The organism is Nocardia abscessus NBRC 100374, from assembly GCF_000308455.1.
Lineage (GTDB): Bacteria > Actinomycetota > Actinomycetes > Mycobacteriales > Mycobacteriaceae > Nocardia > Nocardia abscessus.
Genome location: NZ_BAFP01000274.1, coordinates 72,657 through 91,912 on the forward strand (window position 1 = coordinate 72,657; position 19,256 = coordinate 91,912).

Annotated in this window: 15 protein-coding genes; 10 read left to right on the forward strand and 5 right to left on the reverse strand. The window is 70.7% G+C overall.

Annotated features, from left to right (window positions below):
• Positions 1-576 precede the first annotated feature (576 nt).
• The 10 genes from ON19_RS37090 to ON19_RS37135 all read left to right on the forward strand — a co-directional run bounded on the left by ON19_RS37090 (position 577) and on the right by ON19_RS37135 (position 12,858).
• Positions 577-1,428, forward strand: a complete 852-nt coding sequence (locus ON19_RS37090; protein ID WP_051169735.1) for a hypothetical protein — start codon at positions 577-579, stop codon at positions 1,426-1,428.
• A complete protein-coding gene (locus ON19_RS37095; RefSeq protein WP_043704067.1) occupies positions 1,425-2,663 on the forward strand; it encodes a cutinase family protein in 1,239 nt (412 codons plus the stop codon). The genes ON19_RS37090 and ON19_RS37095 overlap by 4 nt, the downstream gene beginning before the upstream one ends.
• Positions 2,660-3,805 carry a lipase family protein gene (locus ON19_RS39590; protein WP_051169736.1) on the forward strand — a complete coding sequence of 382 codons (1,146 nt, stop codon included), beginning with the start codon at positions 2,660-2,662 and terminating at the stop codon, positions 3,803-3,805. Before ON19_RS37095 ends, ON19_RS39590 begins: the two co-directional genes overlap by 4 nt.
• A gap of 113 nt (positions 3,806-3,918) precedes the next feature.
• Positions 3,919-4,659: a DUF8176 domain-containing protein gene (locus ON19_RS37105; RefSeq protein WP_043704068.1), complete on the forward strand. Its 741-nt coding sequence runs from the start codon at positions 3,919-3,921 to the stop codon at positions 4,657-4,659.
• Positions 4,660-4,669: 10 nt separating this feature from the next.
• Positions 4,670-6,457, forward strand: a complete 1,788-nt coding sequence (locus tag ON19_RS37110) for an AfsR/SARP family transcriptional regulator (protein ID WP_043704071.1) — start codon at positions 4,670-4,672, stop codon at positions 6,455-6,457.
• 742 nt (positions 6,458-7,199) lie between these two features.
• Positions 7,200-8,414 (forward strand): AAA family ATPase, encoded by a 1,215-nt coding sequence (locus ON19_RS37115; RefSeq protein ID WP_043704073.1) that lies wholly within the window; start codon positions 7,200-7,202, stop codon positions 8,412-8,414.
• A gap of 35 nt (positions 8,415-8,449) precedes the next feature.
• Entirely contained in the window at positions 8,450-10,234 is a 1,785-nt protein-coding gene (locus ON19_RS44455; protein ID WP_265336399.1) for a VWA domain-containing protein, read from the forward strand.
• A 132-nt stretch (positions 10,235-10,366) separates the two neighbouring features.
• Positions 10,367-10,678: a hypothetical protein gene (locus ON19_RS37125; protein ID WP_043704076.1), complete on the forward strand. Its 312-nt coding sequence runs from the start codon at positions 10,367-10,369 to the stop codon at positions 10,676-10,678.
• A gap of 467 nt (positions 10,679-11,145) precedes the next feature.
• On the forward strand, positions 11,146-12,297 hold the full coding sequence (locus ON19_RS37130; protein ID WP_157230070.1) for a hypothetical protein: 1,152 nt from the start codon (positions 11,146-11,148) through the stop codon (positions 12,295-12,297).
• A gap of 90 nt (positions 12,298-12,387) precedes the next feature.
• Complete coding sequence (locus tag ON19_RS37135) at positions 12,388-12,858, forward strand: hypothetical protein (protein ID WP_043704081.1); 471 nt, start codon at positions 12,388-12,390, stop codon at positions 12,856-12,858.
• A gap of 89 nt (positions 12,859-12,947) precedes the next feature.
• Here ON19_RS37135 and ON19_RS37140 read toward each other — a convergent pair whose 3' ends face one another.
• The 5 genes from ON19_RS37140 to ON19_RS44360 all read right to left on the reverse strand — a co-directional run bounded on the left by ON19_RS37140 (position 12,948) and on the right by ON19_RS44360 (position 19,139).
• The gene (locus tag ON19_RS37140) at positions 12,948-14,396 is read right to left on the reverse strand and encodes a cutinase family protein (protein ID WP_043704083.1); all 1,449 of its coding nucleotides are present in this window, start codon (positions 14,394-14,396) and stop codon (positions 12,948-12,950) included.
• A 30-nt stretch (positions 14,397-14,426) separates the two neighbouring features.
• Entirely contained in the window at positions 14,427-15,434 is a 1,008-nt protein-coding gene (locus tag ON19_RS37145) for a C40 family peptidase (RefSeq protein ID WP_043704086.1), read from the reverse strand.
• 7 nt (positions 15,435-15,441) lie between these two features.
• Positions 15,442-16,476: a replication-relaxation family protein gene (locus tag ON19_RS37150; protein ID WP_043704089.1), complete on the reverse strand. Its 1,035-nt coding sequence runs from the start codon at positions 16,474-16,476 to the stop codon at positions 15,442-15,444.
• Positions 16,477-16,545: 69 nt separating this feature from the next.
• Positions 16,546-19,011 (reverse strand): type IV secretory system conjugative DNA transfer family protein, encoded by a 2,466-nt coding sequence (locus tag ON19_RS37155; protein ID WP_051169737.1) that lies wholly within the window; start codon positions 19,009-19,011, stop codon positions 16,546-16,548.
• Positions 19,008-19,139: a hypothetical protein gene (locus ON19_RS44360; protein WP_255218460.1), complete on the reverse strand. Its 132-nt coding sequence runs from the start codon at positions 19,137-19,139 to the stop codon at positions 19,008-19,010. The genes ON19_RS37155 and ON19_RS44360 overlap by 4 nt, the downstream gene beginning before the upstream one ends.
• Positions 19,140-19,256: the final 117 nt, after the last annotated feature.

Here is a 19,256-nt window from a genome sequence, read left to right on the forward strand (position 1 = left end):
CCGAGCTGATTCGTTCCTACCAGAGAAAGATCATCCCCGGCAAACAAGTATTCTGTGAGCTAGCCGACAATTAGCCATAGGTAGTCGCGCGACGGGCGCGGCGTATTTGACGTACCCGCGCACCGGGATCGCGCGTTCGGGAAGTTTCTCTACTGACACTCGCGTTACCCCTTTCTTGCATCGACGCAGACCACTACATGTGGTTGGAGGGGTAATGGTTTTGTTAGCACAATCCTTACCTCTCGAAGGGGTGGCGCAGCAGCGGCTTTCGGGGCTGTGATGGTGGAGCATCACACCTCCTCAGAAAGGGAAACCGTGGACATATACAACATTCTGGCGCTACTCGACGCAGGCGCGTCGCTGGTCTCGAATGTGCTGTCGGTCGCCTCGCAGGCATTGAGTCTGGTCCTGTCGTTCGTCTGATCGTCGGGCCATTCCTCTGATTCGAGGGATGCGCCGACGGGTCTCCCGGCTGTGGTCGGGCAGCCGGGAGTATCAGCCTTTCTCGCGCGTTGTCGTGCGCATTTTCTGATCCTTTTCCTCTCCTTTCTCATTTGATCGAAAGGGTTATTTGTCGTGCCCGAAAACGGGAATACATCCCTCGCGTACGGGGGTCGGCTGCTGTGGGGTGGCCGCGTGTTGGCTGTCGGCGCTGTGCCGGTGGTGATGATGCTGGCCACGCCGGAAGCCAGTGCTGTGACGCTGGATCCGATCGCTGATCAGCCCGGAGTCACTGCCCCGGTCCAGCCCGGCACCGCTGCCCCGGCCCCGCCCCCACCACCACCGGAGCCCGCGCCTGCGGTGTATCCGCAACAGCCGCCCGAGGTCCGCAACGGCCCGGCCCCGCGCCCAGCGCCTCCGCCCGCTCCCGCGCCGCCGGTGCAGGTGATCGAGCTGCACTCACCGGAACCAGTGCCTCCGGTCGCGCCGATCCAGCCGCCGCCGGACACGATCCGCGTCGGCCAGTGGGAGACCCCATCACCGGACTGGCTGCCCCCGGAGATCCGCGACGGCATCAACACCACCGCCGCGAACGCCGAAGCTCAAGCCGCGACATTCCTCGACTCGATCGGGATCCCGGCCGGGCGCTCGGATCGGGTGGCCGGTGCCACGATCGCCGGGGCGGGTGCCGGTGGTGCGATCGGAGGCGCGCTGGCGGGTGCGCCAGCGGCGGCAGCGGGCGCGGTCGCGGGCGGGCTTGCCGGGGGCACGATCGGCGGGATCGCCGGTGCCGCTCTGGGCACGGTGGTGACTGTGCCGGTCATCGGCACGGTCACCTCCGGTGTGGCCGGTACCGCGCTGGGCGCGGCGGCGGGCGCTGTCGCGGGCGCGATCGTGGCCGGGGTTCCCGCCGCCGTGGTCGGCGCGCTGGCCGGTGGCACGGTCGGCGCGGGCTTCGGTGCCGGGGTGGGGGTGGGCCAGCCGTGACCGGTCTCCGAATCCTCACCGCCACCGTCCTGGCGGCCTGCACGAGCGCGCTGTGCACGCCCGGCTCCGGGTCCGCGCAACCGCCCGCCACCGGGCCGGGCTGCCCCGTGCTGTGGGTCCTCGGGGTACAAGGCACCGGCGAGTCCTCGCCGGGGGCCTCCGAGACCGCCGACACCGGGATGCTCGGATTCCTGCTCGGCCCGGTGGTGGCCGCTGTCCCGGATCTGGTGCAGCGCACCTACATCGCCTATCCCGCCGGGTTCGGGGGCGCGGTGGGCACCGGCGGCGGCCCCGATTCTTACGCGGTTTCGGTACAAGGAGGTTTGACCGCGCTTGAGGCCACCGCGGAAAGGATCGCGGCCGACTGTCCCGGCACCGCCCTGGCGGTGGTCGGGTATTCCCAAGGCGCGCAGGTGGTGTCGCAGTTCGCGCGCGCTGTCGGCGCGGGCGAGGGACCCGTCCCGGCCGGGCGGGTGGCAGGTATCGCGCTGTACTCCGATCCCGATCGCGCCCCCGGATCGCCGGTGATCCCCGGCCGCCCCGGCCAACTCACCCCCGACCCGGCCCCCGGCACCACGGGGGCGGCGGTGTCAGGAGTGGCGATCACCACCGCGCCCGCCTCCGGCGGCGGCATCGCCACCGGCGAGGCCGTCGAGTACGGGGCGTTGACCGGCCGTGTGGCCGATATCTGCGTGGAGGGTGACTTGAGTTGCTCGGCACCCGATCGCGCCGCTCTGTTGCGGGTGGCCGCCCAGGTCGCTGCCCAGGCGGATCTGCGTGATCCGGTGGCCGCGCTCGGCTCGATCCAGGCGCTGTTGTCGGGTGTGCTCGGTGACGCCTGGACCACCGTGGTGAACAACGACTTCCGCATCGGGCCCGGCGTCGTCGATTACGTACCCGCGGCGAGCCTGGCCGACCGGCTCACCGACGCCTCCGACCCTCGCACCCCACGACCCGGTCCGGACGAGACAGCTGCCGCGACGGCCCGCTGGGGGCAGATCACCGGGGTCGTGGCCTCCGACCCGGTCGGGCAGTTGCCGAAGCTGGCCGGGCAGTTGTCCGCTGCGTGGGGCCAGCTGGTCGGCGACAACGCCGATCTGACGAATCCGGGCGTGTGGCTTCGCTATGCCGACATACACGGCCGCCACACCGGCTACGCCGCCGCCGGGCAACTCGCCAGCGGCGTCGCGTGGATGACCGCACTCGCCTACGACCTCGCCGGGAGCCACCAATGACCATCAGCGGCAACGACTTCTACAACGTCACGACCCTCGATGGCTACCGCCCCGGGGACTTGGTGCGCACCCGGCCGGTGTTCGTCGCGCAGCTGAGCGAGGCGCGGGGGGCGTGGCAGGTCGTCTACGCCACGGCCAACGCCCGCTCCGAAACCATTGCGGCCTCGGGGATCGTGCTGATCCCCGAGACCATCGCAGCCCCGGGCGCGACCGCGATCCTGGTGTACTGCCCGGAGTTTCGCGGCCTGGGCGGTGTCTGCGCGCCGTCGCAACTGCTGGCGATCGGTGCCGAACCCGACACCACCGGTATCGAGGCCGCCCTCGCGCGAGGCTGGGTGGTGGCGATCCCCGACGGGGAGGGCCTGGGCATCACCGGAGGCGGCCCGCACACCTTCCTCGCCGCCCGCGCCGGAGCCCGGATCGTGCTGGACCTCGCGCGAGCGGTCTATCGGGGCGCGGACCTCGGTGTCGCGGTCGCGCCGGTGGTGGCCTGGGGATACGCCGACGGTGGCCGTGTCGCGGCGGTGGCGGGCGAGCTGCAGCCCTGGTATGCCCCCGAGATCGACCTGCGCGGCGTCGCGGCCGGAGCAGTCGCCTCCGACCTGGCGGTCCTGGCTCCGCTGGTCAGCCGGGGCACCGGCACCGGTCTCGCGGGGCTCGCGTTCGCCGGGCTGATCGGCCTGGCTCGCGCCTACGACCAACTGCCCCTGCGGCACGTGCTCAACGAGGACGGTCTCGTCGCTGCCGCCGAGGCCCGCCACCTCACCGTCGTCGAACTACTGGAACGCTTCCCGCAACCTCTCGCGCACTGGTGCCGCGAACCCGACCCGTGGAACGACCACTGGTGGCGTCGAGTCCTCGCCCTGGAGAACCTCGCACACGTGAAATCCGATGTGCCCCTGCATCTCTACCACGGGGAACTCGATCTGATCGTGCCTGTCCGCGCCGGACGAAAGGCTCTGATTGCCTACCGGCAGCGCGGCACCCGTGTCGACTGGCGCGAGTACGACGGCGACCACCGCAGCACCGCACACTGGGCGATCTCCGACGTCCTGGCCCGGCTCACCGAGGACATCGCCAACGGCCCCGTGTCTCAGCCGATCCCGGCACGGGCCGAGGCCGAAGTGAGGCCGAGCACGTGATCCACCCCTGACCTCTCCGGGAACCCTGCCCGCACCCCGCGACCCTCTCACCTTCCCTCTCGCGGGGGTGCGGGCAGGCCCGGAGACAACCCGATCCAGGCGAGGCGAGATGAATGGCGAGGTACCCCCACACCCCAGATGATGACGACGACGAAGCCTGGGTCGACCTGCCTGAGGCTCTTCCGGACCTGCGGATCGTCGCCGATACCAGCTTCGGCCATGACGTCGACAAGCCCGACGAGTCGCCCCCTCCTGAGGAGTTCTGGCTCAGCCGGATACGCGCCACTCCTGCCACCCCCGACAGCGGCCGGGTACCCCGATGGCGGGTCGACATCGCCGAACGGCTTCCGCGCAGTGCCTGGGCCGCCCTGGCGGCCACTGTCGCCGTCCTGGCCGGTGTACTGGTGGTCTCGACCGACGACACCGCCGACACCGGCCAGCAGCTACAGGCCACCGCCGCCCCGCCCAGCCCGACCACCACAGCGCAGGGCCCGTGCACCGGGCTCTCGGGTGAGGTGGTCACCGACCGCGCCGGTGACCCCACAACGCTCACGGGGGTGATCGCTTCCTTCGAAGCCGCGTACTACATCGACCGTGATGCGGCCAAAGCGATGCCGCTGCTCGCGCCCGAGAGCGGGATCCTCTTCGAGGGCCTCGCCGCGGGCATCGCCACCATCCCGCCAGCTACCCGGCACTGCGTGGCGATCACCCCGGTCTCCCCGACGACCGCGAACGTCCATATCGCCGAGATTCGCCCGGACCGTACGCGCATCGACTACCTCCAGCTGATCAACACCCGCCCCGCCGAAACCGGGGGCGCGTTGGTGATCTCCAACGTCCAGAAGCAGGGATAGGAACCCATCGATGAGGCCGCAGGCGCCGTATCTGATCGCCGTCGCCGGACTGAGCTCGCGAGCCGGGACCACCACGACCACCGTCGCGCTCGCCCACACCTGGCCCGGCCCGGAAACCGCTCTCGTCGTGGAAGCCGACCCCGCAGGCGGCCAGCTCGCCGAAATAGTCGGCGCGGACCCGCATCTCGGCCTGGCAAGCCTCGCCCGCCGAAGCGCCGTCGGCCATCCCATCACCCCTGAGCTGCTGGCCCAGCACGTTCAGCATCTGCCCGGCGGGGAGGCGTTCTTGGCCGCGCCTCCCGAATACGACCCCGCCCATCCTGTCCCGGCCGCTGCACTGCTGACCGATCCGAACCGGGGCTGGCGCGGGCTCGGAGCGACCGTGTTCGCCGATTGCGGTGTCCCCGAACCGGGCTCGCCCGCGCATCCGGTCATCGCCGCCGCCGACGCCGCCCTGTTCGTGGTGCGCGCCGAGCACATCGATCCCGAGCCCGCCGCCGAGCGGCTCCTGGATCTCACCCGGCGTCGACGCCCCCGGGGCATCGTGGTCATCGGCGGCAGCCGCGCCTACATCGACGCGATCGGGTTCCCGGTCGTGGGAGAGTTGCCCGCCTCCCGCGCCGGTGCCCGTGCCCTGCTGACCGGCCGCCGCTCACGCCAGCACCTGATCCCGCCCGCTCGCGGCACCATCATCGATGTGGAGATCCAGCTGCGCCGCTACGAACGCTCCGGCCAGTTCGACCCACCTCGCGCGGGCCCTGCGGCCCGCCAGGACCGCCGCAGACGCCGCGGCGAGGACGGGCCGAGGATCTACAGCATCGACCCCGCCACCGTGCCCAGCCCGCGTCCTCGCCTACGTGAGCCTGTAATGGTGGACGCCGGTGAGACCATCGCCGCACCGCCTTCCGAGCCGGTGCTCGCTGTCGATGCCGAGGACGCCGGCCAGCTCGCGGAGGGCGACCTCACCGCGGCGCCTGAGCCGAGCTCACACCCCGAGACCGCCTCCATCGATACTGCGCCGGTGCCGACACCGGTAGGCGGCGCGCCCGCGCTGACGGTGCGGGTATTCGGGCCTACCCGGATCTTCTGGCACGACCCCGGCTCCGGGGAAAGCGTGGAGATCACGACACAGCTGCAGCCGCGTGCTCGCGAACTCGTGGCCGTGCTCGCCCTGCATCCCGAAGGGCTGCCACGCCAGCAGCTCATCGAGCTGTTGTGGGGCCAGCGGCCCGGACATCGGGGCGGTAGTGCGCTGGCGAACACGTTGAGCCGCTTGCGCGCCGCGCTCAGCACCGCCACCGGCGGGCAGATCACCGACGTACTCGCCGAAGATCGCACCCAGGTCCGGCTCTCGGGCCACCTCGGCGTCGACTACTGGGATTTCAACGCGGCGGTAGCGCAACGCCGCCACGCCCGCAGCGACGCTGCACAAGCCGACGCCGCCCGCCGCATCGCGGCCCTGGCGACGAGCGAGCTGGCCAGCGACCTCACCGACACCTGGGTCCAATCCATTCGTGAATCGGCGCGACGCACCTCGCTGAATGCCTTGAGCTGGCTGGCCACCCGAACCACCGACGACCCTCGCGCGACCCTGGGAATGCTCGAAACCACCGTCGAGAACGACCCGTACAACGAAGCAGTCTGGCACGACCTCCTGCGCCTGCACGCCCGCCTCGGCGAAACCGCCGCACTCACCCGCACCTATACTCTCCTGACCCGGAGACTCGCCGAAATCGGCCAGTCCCCGAGTCAGGAAACCCGACAGCTTCTCGAAACGCTCCGCCGCGCCCAACAATGAGTCGAATGCGGTCTGATATTACCGCTCGCGTCGATTGTCGATTAGTGTAGAAATCAGTTTTTCCGGCGGTTTACGAAACGGTCGTTCGTGCTTTCGTGTCATTCCGCTATTATTCGATAATTGCTGGAGGGATCGGGTTTCATACGCCGGGCACTCGTAGCTTTTCTCGAGGGTGTAGTCCCTGTCTGCCTGAGTGGCTCGATGATAAAATATCCGTGCGATGTTCCATGGCGAGATTCGCTGCATGATTCGGTGCGAGGATTGGAACGACGCACCACGGCAGCGTGAAACGGCAGGTCAGCGGGCAAATATCCGGGCGGATATCAGCGGGGATTGTCTATACACAAAGATGTATAGACATGCTCGGGCGGTGTCTGACCGCCGTTCTCTGTGACCTCTTGTGTCTGACTACCCGCTCGCCTGTCTCCTCATCTCACCTCCTTCTCCTTTTCTATTGATCATTATCTATCCATTCTTCCCGGGCTTTGCTGGACGAGGTGTGGCCTGGCTGGCGAGTGCATGTGCGCGCCGCGTTTCCGTATTGCCTAGGCGGATTCGCTGTTGTCCGGAAAAATTCCGGAAAATTGAGCCCTTTTCGGAGTTGTGAGGCTGTTCGAGATCGAGCTAGCGTCGACCCCGTTCCCGGAATTCACCGGGAAATTCACGCAAAATCCGAATGGCGGCCACGCCGCACGTATGCCGAAAACCGGCGCGAATTCGGAACGGAATTGCAGGAGTCGCAATGCCCACCACACCCGCTACCGCCACCACCGCTACCGCTGCACCGGCCGCCGGTCGCCTGCCCAACGGCGAACTCCGCCGCATGGTTGCTGCCGCGCTGGCCGCCGACCCGGCCCGCGAACAGTCCCCGCGTGAGATTGCCAACGGGCTCGGCCGGTCGTCCGGCGCGGTCGGCAACGCGCTGGAATCGCTGACCGCCGCCGGGCACGCCGAACGCACCTCGGCGGCCCCGCGCCGCTACCGCGCCACCGCCACCACGGCCACCGCCGCCGCCCCGGCACCGGCCGCGCCTGCCACCCCGGCAGCCCCGGCCGCCAGTAAGGCGGCGAAACCGGCCCGCCGCCGCCCCAAGAAGAACACCACCTCGGCCGCTACCCCCGCCTCGGCCGCGCCTGCCAACACCCCGGCGGCTGCGGCCCGCACGGGTAACACGGTGGCCCGGCCGAACGGGCAGGACTACCACGTGCGCAAGCTCGCCGGGCGTGCCGATGTGGATGTGTTGCGGACCATGCGGGCGGCCGAGGTGCCGGTGCTGCTGTACGGGCCGCCCGGCACCGGCAAGACCTCGCTCATCGAGGCCGCCTACGGGGACCTGTTGACGGTGCAGGGCGACGGGGACACCACGGTCGCCGATTTCGTGGGCGAGTACACCCAAACCCCGGACGGGCGTTTCGTTTTCATGGACGGCCCGCTGGTGCGGGCGATGAAAGAGGGCCGGGTGCTGTTCATCGACGACGCGACCCTCATCTCCCCGACCGTGCTGGCGGCGGTGTATCCCGCGATGGATGGGCGAAAAGAGCTGGTGGTCAAAGCTACCGGCGAGGTGGTCAAGGCCGAGCCCGGTTTCTTCGTGGTGGCCGGGCACAACCCCGGCGTGCACGGGGCCATCCTGTCCGACGCGCTGAGTTCGCGGTTCGCGTTCCAGGTGCGGGTGGTCAGCGACCTCGACCTGGCCACCCAGCTCGGGGTGGAACGGCGCGCGGTCAAGGTGGCGCGCGAGCTGGCCGCCCGGCAGGCCAAGGGCGAGGTCGAGTGGGCCCCGCAGCTGCGCGAACTGTTGGCATTCCGCAAGATCGCCGCCGCCACCGACCCCGACACCGCCATGGCCAACCTCCTCGGGGCCGCCCCGGAAGAGGACCGCGAGGTGGTGGCCGCCGTGGTGCGGACCGTGTGCGGCACCACCCACACGCCCCTCGCTCTCGGCCCCCGCCTCTGACACCCCATCCGCACACACGAAAGGCATTGCCCGCCATGACCGGCCACGTGATCACCGCCCCCGCCCCCGCCGCGCCCGCTACCCCGGGCACCGGCACCGCTTCCGCCCCGGCTGCCGCCGGGGCGGGGGCGGCCCCCGCCGCGCCTGCCATCCCCGCCCCGGCGTCGGTGCCGGTGACCGGGGGATGGGCCACCCTCTCCGCTGCGATGACCGCCGAGGTTCCGCCGATCGCGGACCGTGACGATTTGACCGTGAGCATCGCCCTCGGTGCCGCGTTCGGGAACCCGGCGGTGTTCGTGCCGGGGCTCGCGGCCATCGAACTCGACGGTTCCCGCCTCAAGATCGACCCGGCAGATGCCAACCCGGCCCGCTACAGTGACCGCAACCGCTACCCGGCGGTGTGGGGCGCGCTGGTGCACGAGTGCGCGCACGCCAAACATTCGGCGTGGAACCCGCCGCCGGTGGCCCACCCGGGGGTGGTCGAGGCCGCCATGCTGCTCGAGGAATCACGGATCGAGGCCGCCCAGGTCTGCCGCCGCCCCGACGACCGGCACTGGTTGCGCGCCAGCACCACCGAGATCGTGATCGGGGACAACGGCGGCGCGATCGCCGCCGCCCAGATCCCCCCAACCCGCTACAACGCCGCCCGCAACGCCGCGCTCATCCTGGCCCGCCTCGACGGCGGCATCCTGGAGGCCGCCGAGGTCGCGCCCGCCGCCACCGCGATCGAGGCCATCCTCGGCACCGACACCCTCGACCAGTTGCGCGCCATCTGGCGCGAGGCCCACACCGTGGCCGACACCGACGCCGCCGCCATGCTCGAGCTCGGGCAACGCTGGCTCGATATCGTCGGCCCCGACCCCCACACCGACCCCGTGCCGTCCTCGCCGCTGGGGGCCGCGATCGGCGACACCGTGACCAACATCGGCAACGCGGTCGCCGCCTCGCCGGTGGACCCCGACCCCGCCGAGATCGCCTCCGCCGCCCGGGAGGCTGCCGAACGCGCCGCGAAAGACGCTGCCTTGCAAGCACGAAAGGTGTTCGGTGACGGGTCGAGCCGGGGCCGGACGGCAAGCACGCGACGCACACGCACCGCCCGCCCAGAGGAGCACACCGCCGCGCGGGTGCTGGCCCGCGCCCTCAACACCGCCGCCACCCGCGAACGGACCACCGTGAAAACGACCTCCGCACTGCCGCCGGGCCGGTTGCGGATGCGCGGCGCGCTGGCCCGGGAGGCCCAACGCGCCGCCGGGGCGATTCCGACCGCCGAACCGTTCACCCGCACCACCCGCAAAACCCCTCCGGTGCCGCCGTTGCGAGTCGGTGTCGCGTGTGACGTGTCCTCCTCGATGGGCAACTACGCCGCCCCGGCGGCCTCGGCCGCGTGGATAATCGCCCGCGCGGCCGAGCTGGCCACCATGCCCGCCCAGACCGCGACCGTGACGTTCGGGGCCTCGGTCAAACCGATCACCTACCCGGGCACCGCCCCGGTGAGGGTGACCGAATTCAGTTGCCCGGACTACCTCCACGCCATCGATGCCGCTGTCGAGGCCCTCGACGGTGCCCTCGACCTGGCCCGGCCCGGCGCGACCCGGCTGTTGGTGATCATCTCCGACGGCCAATACAAAGGCCGCAACCGTAACCGTGCCCAGGCCCGCGTGAACGCGCTGCGCGCGGCCGGATGCGCGGTGCTGTGGCTGGCACCAGCCGACAGCGAGCCGGAGCCGCTGGACGGAGTGACCCTGCACTTGGTTACCGACCCGGCCGCCACCGCCGCCGCCATCGGCCGCGCCGCCGCCGCCGCCGTACGCGCCGCCTAACCCCTCGGGTGTCCCGGGCGCACACCGCGCCCGGGGCACCCGGACCGGGGCCGCCACCGGGCCACCGGCGCGGCCCAACCACCACCAACCCCACCCCGCCCCGACCGGGGCGGCAACGACAGGAGGCAAACCATGACCGACCCCGCGATCCCCACCACCGCCGCCCTCGAGCCGATCTACGTGATCGCCAACGCCATCACCGGCGATCAATTCATCATCTACGCCCCCGGCCCCCACGACGTGCGCGGCATGTACACCGTGGCGCACGTGACCGGCGGTACGGGCGGTTACGCCGCCCCGCGTATTCACCTCGTGCACCCCGACGACATCGCCGCCTACGCCACCGGTGCCGCCGACCTGGTGCGCCGGAGCGGGCGCGGGCACGGGGCGAGTGTGTGGCTCGACCGCACCACCGGCCCCCTGCGCGAGCGCCTCACCCGATGAGCCCGCTAGCGACACAACCGACCCCAACTCAGCCCACGAACAGGAAACCCTCATGCGCCTGATGAAGAACACCCAAGGTCACGACGAGGACGGCGTCATCCAAACCTGGAGCCAAACTCAGTGGCAACGCGGTAGCGGGCGCGACCCGCAACCGGCCGCGTGCTCCGGAGTGTGTCCTCGTCCGCTGCGGCACTGCGGCGAGGTCGCCGGCGTGAGTCACCTGGTCTCGCGCAAATGAATAGTGGCGGGTCGAATTCCTCTCGTGCCGTTCGCATTCCAGAAATGGAAGAGAGGAATCCGGGGCCGGAACTATTTTCCACATTGCGCTTGACATCACACGCCCTATCGAGCGGTCATGGAACCGGAAACGGCACCGACCCCCTGGGAATCGCCCCGATCGGTGCGGATTCCGTCCCGACCGGGACATCACCGAATTCACCGAAACCCATTGTTTGGAAGGAACCCCCATGTCCAAAAAGAAGAACGCCTCCAGCGCCCCTACGAAAACGGCCGCGCCTGCCCCGGAACGTGGTTCGCGGTCGGGTGTGGTGCCGGTGTTGCGCCGCGACAGCGACAGCGCGTTGTGGGCGGCGCTGCGGGCCCATCCCGGCAGCACCACCGCCGCGCTGGCAGACATCGCCGGGATCGGACTGTCCACCGCGCGGCGGTTGCTGTCGCAGTGGGAAACCGCCGGGTGTGCACAGTCGCACGCCGACCCCGATTCGCCTCGGGCCGCCAAGACCTGGGCCCAGGGCGCGGGCGCACCCGCTGCCATCGAACCGGACCCGGCCCCCGCCGCGCCCGCCGACCCGGGCCCCGCCGAACTCGCCACGCCGGAACCGGTTTCGCCCGAGACACTCACATCGGCCGAACCGGACCCCGACACCGCCGGGCCCGCAACCGAACCCGCCACCGTGTCGGCGGCGGAGGTGCCCGCGCTGCACAATGCCGAAGCACGCGCGCTGTGGGAGGCCCTGGAAACCCATCCCGGCAGCACCACCGCCGAGCTGGCGGAAATGGCAGCCATCGGGACCATCCCCGCGCGGCATCTGCTGACGGAATGGGAACTCGCCGGGGCAGTGTGGGCGGTCACCGATCCGGGCAAGCCCGGGGCCGGGAAGAACTGGACCGCCGGAGCGAAACCCGAACAGGCCCCGGCCGCGCCCGAACCCGCCGTACCCGAACCGGCGGCCACCGCACCGGCCGACCCGGCGACCCCGGAATCTATCGCGGCCGAACCCACCGCGCCCGAACCGGCCACCCCCGCCGAGCAGGCGGCCCCGGCCGACCCCGCCCCCGCCACCACCCCAGAGACGGCGGTAGCTGCCCCCACGGGCGACGATCCCGCCACCCCGGCCCCGGTACCCCCGGCGGCGGCCGACGACGGCGCTGCGGCGGACCCGGAGTCGACGGTGGAACGCCTGCCCGCTGGTGCGCTGCGGGGACAGGTCGAGGACCACTTGCGCGAAAACCCCGGAAAGGAGTTCACCCCACACCAGATCGGCAAAGCCCTGGCCCGGTCCAGCGGCGCGGTCCACAACGCCCTGGTCACCCTGACCAAGCACGGGACCGCGCGCCAGACCAGCACGGCCCCAAAGAAGTTCACCCTCGCGTCCTGACAACGGGCGATGCCGGAATCCCCGGAGCGACTATCTCCGGGGAGTCCGACACCGCCCTCTCAATCTAACCTCTGAGAAAGGTGCTCGACTATGTACTCCACCCCAACCCCCAAGGTCCTCGCCTCGGCCCTGTACCGGGTGTACGCCGATTCCAGCCACGCTCCCGACAGCCTGGAGCTGTGGATCGCCATCGCGGACACGGCCATGCGTGAGCTGGAAATGCCGGTGCTGGTGTCGCTGGTGCCGTGGGTGCCGATCGCGTTGCGCTACGAGAAGGTGACGACCGACGGCGAGTTCTTCCCGCACACCGGTGCGGTGCGGATCATGACCGGCCCGCTGACCGGCACCCTGTACCGCGACCTCGATACCGCCGCCCGCGAGGTGGTCGTGGCCACCCTGAACGAGCTGATCGACCAGGGCACCACCAGCGACGGCGACGGCGGCGACAGCGGCGGCGGTGAGCAGATCGACGCCGCGCCCACGCCGTTGCCGTCGTGGCGGTTCCGCGACAAGGGTGCCCCGCCCGCTTTCACGCGCGCAGTGCCGCCGATCATTTCCTGACCGCCTACCCGCTGAAAACGGCCCGTGGTGCCGAGCAATCGCTCGGCACCACGGGCCGTTTTTCTGTGCGCCGTGCCGGACGGCGCGGGCTACTTGCTGCGGTCGATGGCCTGTTCGATCCAGTCGGTCAGCACGGGGGCGGCGGTGTTGTAGCCGGTGGCGTCGAACGTGGCCGTGTGGCCATCCTGGGCGGCCGGAACGGCGGTGCCCGTGCCGGTGGCGCTGCCCGCTGTGTCCGTTCCGGCCGTCGAGGCGGTGTAGGTGTTGGTCAGGGTGGGGAACTGCTGGCCGGTGAACGCTGCGGCGGTGGCAGAGACGAGATCGGCGGCGACCGGTGCCAGCCCGGTCAGCGCCAACACCGCCGCCACCGGGTCACCACCGGCGAGGGATTCCACGGCGGTCCAGGCGATCTCCTGAGCGCGGCCGACATCGGTGGCGATGCGGGAAATGTCGAGACCGGCCAGGACACCGACGATTTCAGCGGCGATCGTCGCGACACCGGTCGTGTCCAGCGGCGCGGCCAACGCCAGCGCACGCTCCACCAGCCGCAGGTCGAGCCCATCGGCCAGCTCGACCAGCGGGGCGAACTGGTTGTTCAGGTCCCCCGAGACGCGGTGCACGCCGCGCACGTCGGCGGCGGTGATCAGGCCGGGCAGCTGGGCGAGGTCGGCCACGATCGCGGGCACATTCGCGGTGAAGCTGGCGAGACCGTTGAGGACGGTGACGACCTGGGCGAGGACCTGGGATCCGCTGATCTGCCCGGTGGAGGCCGACCCGATGCTGGTGGTCGGTGTGTTCGTCGTGGTGGCGCGGGCTTTCGCTGTGGTAGTGGGCAAGGCGGTGCTGGTCGGGGCCGGGGTGGAGGCGGCCGAGGCGGCGGTGGTGAGGGCGCGGCTCACCGCGGCGAGGACCGGAGACGACTCGGCGGTGGTCGAGCAGTAGCTGTCGCCCTCGAGGCAGAGTGTGCGGACCCGGTCGCTCAGCACGCCGAAGCCCTGCGAGCGTGGCCCGGTGACACCCTGCCCAGAGACCGGGGTGCCGAGGTGAGTGGTGGTGGCGTCGCGGCGCGGATCGGCGACGAGTGCCACGGCCAGGACACGGGAGGCTGGGATCGGGCCTCCCTTATTGCCGAGGGTGGTGGCGAGGTCGCCGGTGACCTCGGCGCCCTGGCCGTAGCCGGCCAAAACGACTCGCGTGTCCGAGCACAGCCCCCACACCGCCGCGGTGAGGTCGGCTCCGCTCACCGATCCCGTACCAGGGGAGGGCGCGAGCGTGCGGATCTCGATGTCGCTGCCGTAGCGGGCGGTCAAGGACTCCCCGAGCAGGGTGAGGATGCCGGGTGCCGACCCTCCGGTGGTGGTGGGGTTTGTCTCGTAGGTGCCCGGTGCCAGCAGTGCGGTCCAGCGTGGGCACGGGGTACCGGCGCGGTCGGGTGTGGGTTCTGCGGCGGCGACACCGGCCGTCACGGTGGTCGCGGCGATGGCCGCGCACAGCGCCGCGCGGGCGGTGCGGCGGAGGCGGAAGTTGTTGTGGTGCATCGGGTTTCTCCATTCCTGCGAGGGGGATGGTCAGGAGGCGGCGCGGGAGCCGTCGTCGTGGTGGGTGGGTGTGGGTCTCCTAGCGGCGTAGAAGTCGTCGCCTTTCCACCGGTAGGGCGAGACTCGGACGGGTTCGTTGAAGGTGGGTGCGTGCACCATCTGGCCTGCGCCGAGGTAGATCCCGACGTGGTGGACGTCGGCGGCGGTGCCGTAGAAGAGCAGGTCGCCGGGGGCGAGCTGGTCTTCGGAGACCGGTGTGCCGGTGTGGACCTGGTCGTAGGTAGTGCGCGGGATCGAGATCCCGGCGACGCGGTAGGCGGCCTGAGTGAGTCCCGAGCAGTCCCAGCCGCCATTCACCTCAGGCCCGTTGCCGCCCCACACGTAGGGCAAGCCGAGCTGGGCACAAGCGAACGAGACCACCTGTGCAGCAGCAGGGTTCGTCGGCGAGGCGGTCTGGCAGTCGCCGCCTGAGGTGTCGGTGGCGCGGTAGCGGGCGGCCTGGTCGAGGACCTGGTCGACGTACCAGTCGGCGTGGTTGTAAGCCCAGATCGCGGCGCGCAGGTCATCGGGTGCGCCGGAGTCGCACAGATAGAACGCGGCGGCGTGGATGACGTCGGAGGGGTTGTAGCGCGAGGGCGGGCTCGCGCCACCGGCGGGCAGGGGATGCCTCGAGACGACGGAGTCGAAGGTGGGAGCGAGGAACTGCATCGGCCCACCGGCTCCGGAGGCGTTCTCGCCCGAGGACACTCCCGGCAGGGTGGAGCGGCCGTGGTCGGTCTCGACCTTGCCGACCGCGGCGAGCACGCTCCAGTCCAGGCCGGGGCAGTCCCCGGCAGCGGCCTGGTAGAGCACGAGCATCTCGGCCGGGATGTCCTGCACCGCTTCGGTGCTCGGGGTCGAGCCGGTGCCGGTCGAGGCTCCCGGGGCGGGTGGGGTGAGCGCGTGGTCGAACACCACGACGGCGCTGACCACGGTCGCGATGACGACCGTGAGGAACACGAACGCGCCGAATCCTGCCCCGAGTGCCTTGACCAGCATCGCTAGCTCACCAGGACTCGTAGGTCGGTGGTTGTGGGGGTGGTGGGGACAGGGTGACGATGCCGCCCTGCGGTGCCCAGGTCGGTTCGGGTTCGATGTCGGCGTCGGGTGGGGTGCGCCGAGGCCACGTGGTGGCGAGGTGGTGCAGGTGTCGCCTGCGAGAGGCGTTGGCGGCGTAGGCGTCCAGGGGAAGCCAGACCTGGTCGGCGGGACTGGCCTCGTGGGTGGGGGCGAGGAGTTCGGCGGCGGCGGTTGCCACGGGCACGGCCTCGGGATCGGGCAGCCGTTCCCAGGTTCGGTGCAGCGCCGCGCGGGCTTTGGTCTCGCGGGCGATACTTGGCACCCAGAGCAGTACGGGTGCGATGACGCCGGTGGTGCGGGCCAGCTCGGCGTAGCCGGTGAGTTTCGCCGCGACCCGCGACAGCGCCGTGGTGGTTTCGAGGTCGTACTCGAGGTAGAAGTCGAGCACGGTGTCGGCGTGGGTGTAGCGGCCGAAGGCGTCGGGGCGGGCGAGGTCTCCCCACAGGCGCTCGCAGCGGGTCTGTGACCACCACGCCTCGAGCTGGCCGGGTTCGCCGCGCTGGTCGAGGGCGGGGTGGGCGATCAGGGCGCTGAACCATTCGGCGACGCCGAGGGTGTGGGTCAGGTGCATGCTGTGGCCGATGGCGAGGGCGCGCTGGTGCTGGTAGCCCAGCTCGCGGACCGTGATTCCGGCTTCGGCGGCGAGGACGCCGGCCCCGGCTGGTGCGAGTACCCAATGCATCGGCGCGCTGCCCTGGGTGCGCCACGGCCGGAAACGGTCCACGACGCCGTAGCGGTGCAGCAGGTTCAGTCGTCGCAGGGCGATGGGCTGGGTGGGGAAGGCCAGGCTGGTGAGCTGGTTGGTGGTCAGGACGCGGTGTTCGTGCAGCATGCGCAGGAGCCAGCGGTCGCGCTCGGTCAGGCGGGAGACGAGTGCGGTGCTGTCGAGCGGTCGGGGGCGGGGCCGGTTGTCGGGGCGGGGTCGGCGGTTGTCTGCCTGCTGGGCAGGGCGGGAGAGCATCGGTGGCACAACCTTTCTCAGGACGAACGGGCGGGGGCGGTTGGCGGGGATGAGCTGTCGGTGCTCGGGTCACTCGTCGCGGTCGGTGCGGGAGGTGCTGAGGCGGGTGCGGGCGGCGGCGGCGATCTCACGGGCGCGCCCGGGGATCGGTGGGTCCAGGGGGCGGGTGGTGAGGGTGAAAGGGCGAGCGTTGCGGCCGTCGACCAACAGGCGCGCGGCGGCGTGGAAGGCGTCGAGGTGCGACAGGTCGTGCTCGGACAGCCACGGGTCGGTGTGGCGGGCCAGATCGCGGGCGTCGTCGGGCGACACGGCGAAGACGATCTTGTTTCGCGCGTTGGCCGAGATGCCGTCGCGCAGTTCGCGCGAGAGCTGGCCCAAGTTCTGATGCGCCAGTAGCAAGGAGAGCCGGAGTCCGCGGGCTTCGGCGAGCATGTCCTCGATCGGGGTGGACAGGTTCAAGAAGTTCTGCGCCTCGTCGAGCACGAGGGCGGCGTCAGGTCGGTCGGCGGCGGGCACCCGGGCTCTCGCGGTCACCGCCTGCCACGTCCGCGCTACCAGCAGTGACCCGACCAGACGGGAGGTCTCCTCGCCGAGGGAGCCTTTCGGCAATCTGGCGAGGCAGATGCCGCCGTGGTCGAGGATGTCGCCGAAGTCCACGGTCGAGGGGCCACCGGCGATGGCCGCGCGCACGAACGGGCGCAGCAGGAACGCCCTCAGCTTGTTCAGCAGAGGGCCGGTGAGCTGGGCGCGGCCGGTGTCGGAGAGCTGTTCGTAGCTTTCCCAGAACCCGCGCAGGACGGGATCGGCGGTGGTGCGGGTGACCCGAGAACGGAACGCACCCTCGGTGAGCAGGCGGGGCAGGTCGGCCAGGGTCGCGGTCCCGGGCTGCGCGCACAAGGTGAGCAGGCTCGCGCGCATGATGTCGTCGGTGCGCGGCCCCCACCACTGATGAAAGATCCGGCGGAAAACCGTGGTCAGGTTGTCGACCGCGAGATCCATTCCCGCGCCCCCGGTCCGGCCGATGTCCAGCGGATTCACACACGGCGGAGCACTGGATGCGTCGGCGTCGAAGAGCGTGACCCGCTCACCCATGCGAGACGGCAGCCTCGACAGAACATCGGTGACGAGGTCGCCCTTCGGGTCGATCACGATCACCCCGCGCCCCGCCTCGGCGTCATCGAGGATCGTGCGCGCCAACAGCGTGGATTTGCCGACACCGGTAGGTCCGAGGATGTGCAGGTGATGACGGGCGTCGCTGACTTTGACCGCGACCGGGCGGCGAGTGCCGGTGTCGGCCATCCCCAACGGCTTCGTGAACTCCCCACCGACGGGGATCTCCGGGGCCGGGGACAGCGCGCGAGCCCCGGCGCGCTGCAGGCCCGGTAGCCCATCGTCGGTGGGCAGATGCGCGATCGTGGCCAGCTCGGGCACCGACAACACATCCCCACGCCCGAGACGCCGCTCCCGGATCAACCGCTCGAGGCGGAAAAGCCGACGGCGACGCCGGTAAAAGTTGTGATCGGTGCATGCCCCGAACGTTGTGGCGAGAGCGTCGGCTCGCCCGCGCGCCACCGCCCGCGCTTCGGCTGTCGAGTCGATCCTGGAGGGGTCGATGGAGACCGGGATCGAGGCGGCATAGCGGACGACCGTCTCCCAATGCGCCCCTCGCGCTTTGGCCGCTGCCCCTCGCGCGGCGGCGCTGTATTCGAGCGAGGTCTGCCGGTCGGTGGCCCGCGCGCTTCCCACCCCGGTGGCGGTGCGGGAGACGCGAGCGCTGCTCGAGCCGGGCGTGAGAAGGTCGAAGGCCTCCCGCAGCAGTCCCGCCACGACACCGGCTCGGCTGCTGGCGCTCGCCGCGGAGCGGGTGGCGCGGGCGACGCGGAGGCCGGTGACCGGACGGGCGAGAATCTGCACGCACACGGCATGGCCGGGGGCGAGGTCGTCGGCGGCGGTGATCAGGTTGCGCACCAGATCACCGGAGTGATCGGTGCTCAGCGGGAGTCCCTCGTGGCGCCCGAGGCGTAGCTCGCCTCCGGCCACGACCCGCCGGATCCCTTTGACCGGGTTCGGCAGTGGGGGCCGGGCGGGTTCGGCAGTGTCGGTATGCGCGCCGGGCCACGCCGAGGCGACAGCCCGCTCAATCAACCCGGGTGGAATCGCGCCCGGCACCCACAGCCGGATCGCCGCCCCTTCCTCAGGGGTGACGGTGTACTCGAACCCCAGATGAGGCTGCCCCAGCAGCGTCCTCGCCCACGCTGGACGCAGCTGGCCGATCAGGTGTGCCCAGAAGGTGAGTGCGCCTTTGGCGTCGACCGAGGGCGGGGTGAGCACGGTGATCTGGCGGGCACGCGCACTCAGCCGGCCTCGCCGCCACCGGACCGTGAGCCGTACCGCGGCGAGCACCGCGACACCGGCCGCGACCACGAACAGGGCATCGGCGGACACGAGGGCGTGTTCGAGTGTCTGGCGGAGGTCGGCCACGGCCCGGCCGGGCGCGAGAAGCGCCCGGCCCAGCCATCCCTGCTCGGGATTCACGCGGGCACCGATCCCGGGCCGGTGATCTCGACGGTCGGCAGAGTCGCCGTCCTGCCGAACGGGAAACGGCCCGCGCGGCGGCGTTCGGTTGCCTCCTCGGCTAGTACGACATCACGCGAGTTCGGCATCTCTGATGCGTTCGCCATGGTCCTGGCCAGCGGGTTGGTGCAGTTCGGTTGGTATAGAGCAACTTTGAGGTTGCTTCGGGATTTCTGAAGAGGTTTCATTGAAGCCGATCTCGTTTC

Excerpts from the sequence above, each read along its gene's own strand:
- ON19_RS39590 (WP_051169736.1), top strand. The coding sequence starts at position 2,660 with ATGACCATCAGCGGCAACGACTTCTACAACGTCACGACCCTCGATGGC.
- ON19_RS37105 (WP_043704068.1), top strand. The coding sequence starts at position 3,919 with ATGGCGAGGTACCCCCACACCCCAGATGATGACGACGACGAAGCCTGG.
- ON19_RS37110 (WP_043704071.1), top strand. The coding sequence starts at position 4,670 with ATGAGGCCGCAGGCGCCGTATCTGATCGCCGTCGCCGGACTGAGCTCG.
- ON19_RS37115 (WP_043704073.1), top strand. The coding sequence starts at position 7,200 with ATGCCCACCACACCCGCTACCGCCACCACCGCTACCGCTGCACCGGCC.
- ON19_RS44455 (WP_265336399.1), top strand. The coding sequence starts at position 8,450 with ATGACCGGCCACGTGATCACCGCCCCCGCCCCCGCCGCGCCCGCTACC.
- ON19_RS37125 (WP_043704076.1), top strand. The coding sequence starts at position 10,367 with ATGACCGACCCCGCGATCCCCACCACCGCCGCCCTCGAGCCGATCTAC.
- ON19_RS37130 (WP_157230070.1), top strand. The coding sequence starts at position 11,146 with ATGTCCAAAAAGAAGAACGCCTCCAGCGCCCCTACGAAAACGGCCGCG.
- ON19_RS37135 (WP_043704081.1), top strand. The coding sequence starts at position 12,388 with ATGTACTCCACCCCAACCCCCAAGGTCCTCGCCTCGGCCCTGTACCGG.
- ON19_RS37140 (WP_043704083.1), bottom strand. The coding sequence starts at position 14,396 with ATGCACCACAACAACTTCCGCCTCCGCCGCACCGCCCGCGCGGCGCTG.
- ON19_RS37145 (WP_043704086.1), bottom strand. The coding sequence starts at position 15,434 with ATGCTGGTCAAGGCACTCGGGGCAGGATTCGGCGCGTTCGTGTTCCTC.
- ON19_RS37150 (WP_043704089.1), bottom strand. The coding sequence starts at position 16,476 with ATGCTCTCCCGCCCTGCCCAGCAGGCAGACAACCGCCGACCCCGCCCC.
- ON19_RS44360 (WP_255218460.1), bottom strand. The coding sequence starts at position 19,139 with ATGCCGAACTCGCGTGATGTCGTACTAGCCGAGGAGGCAACCGAACGC.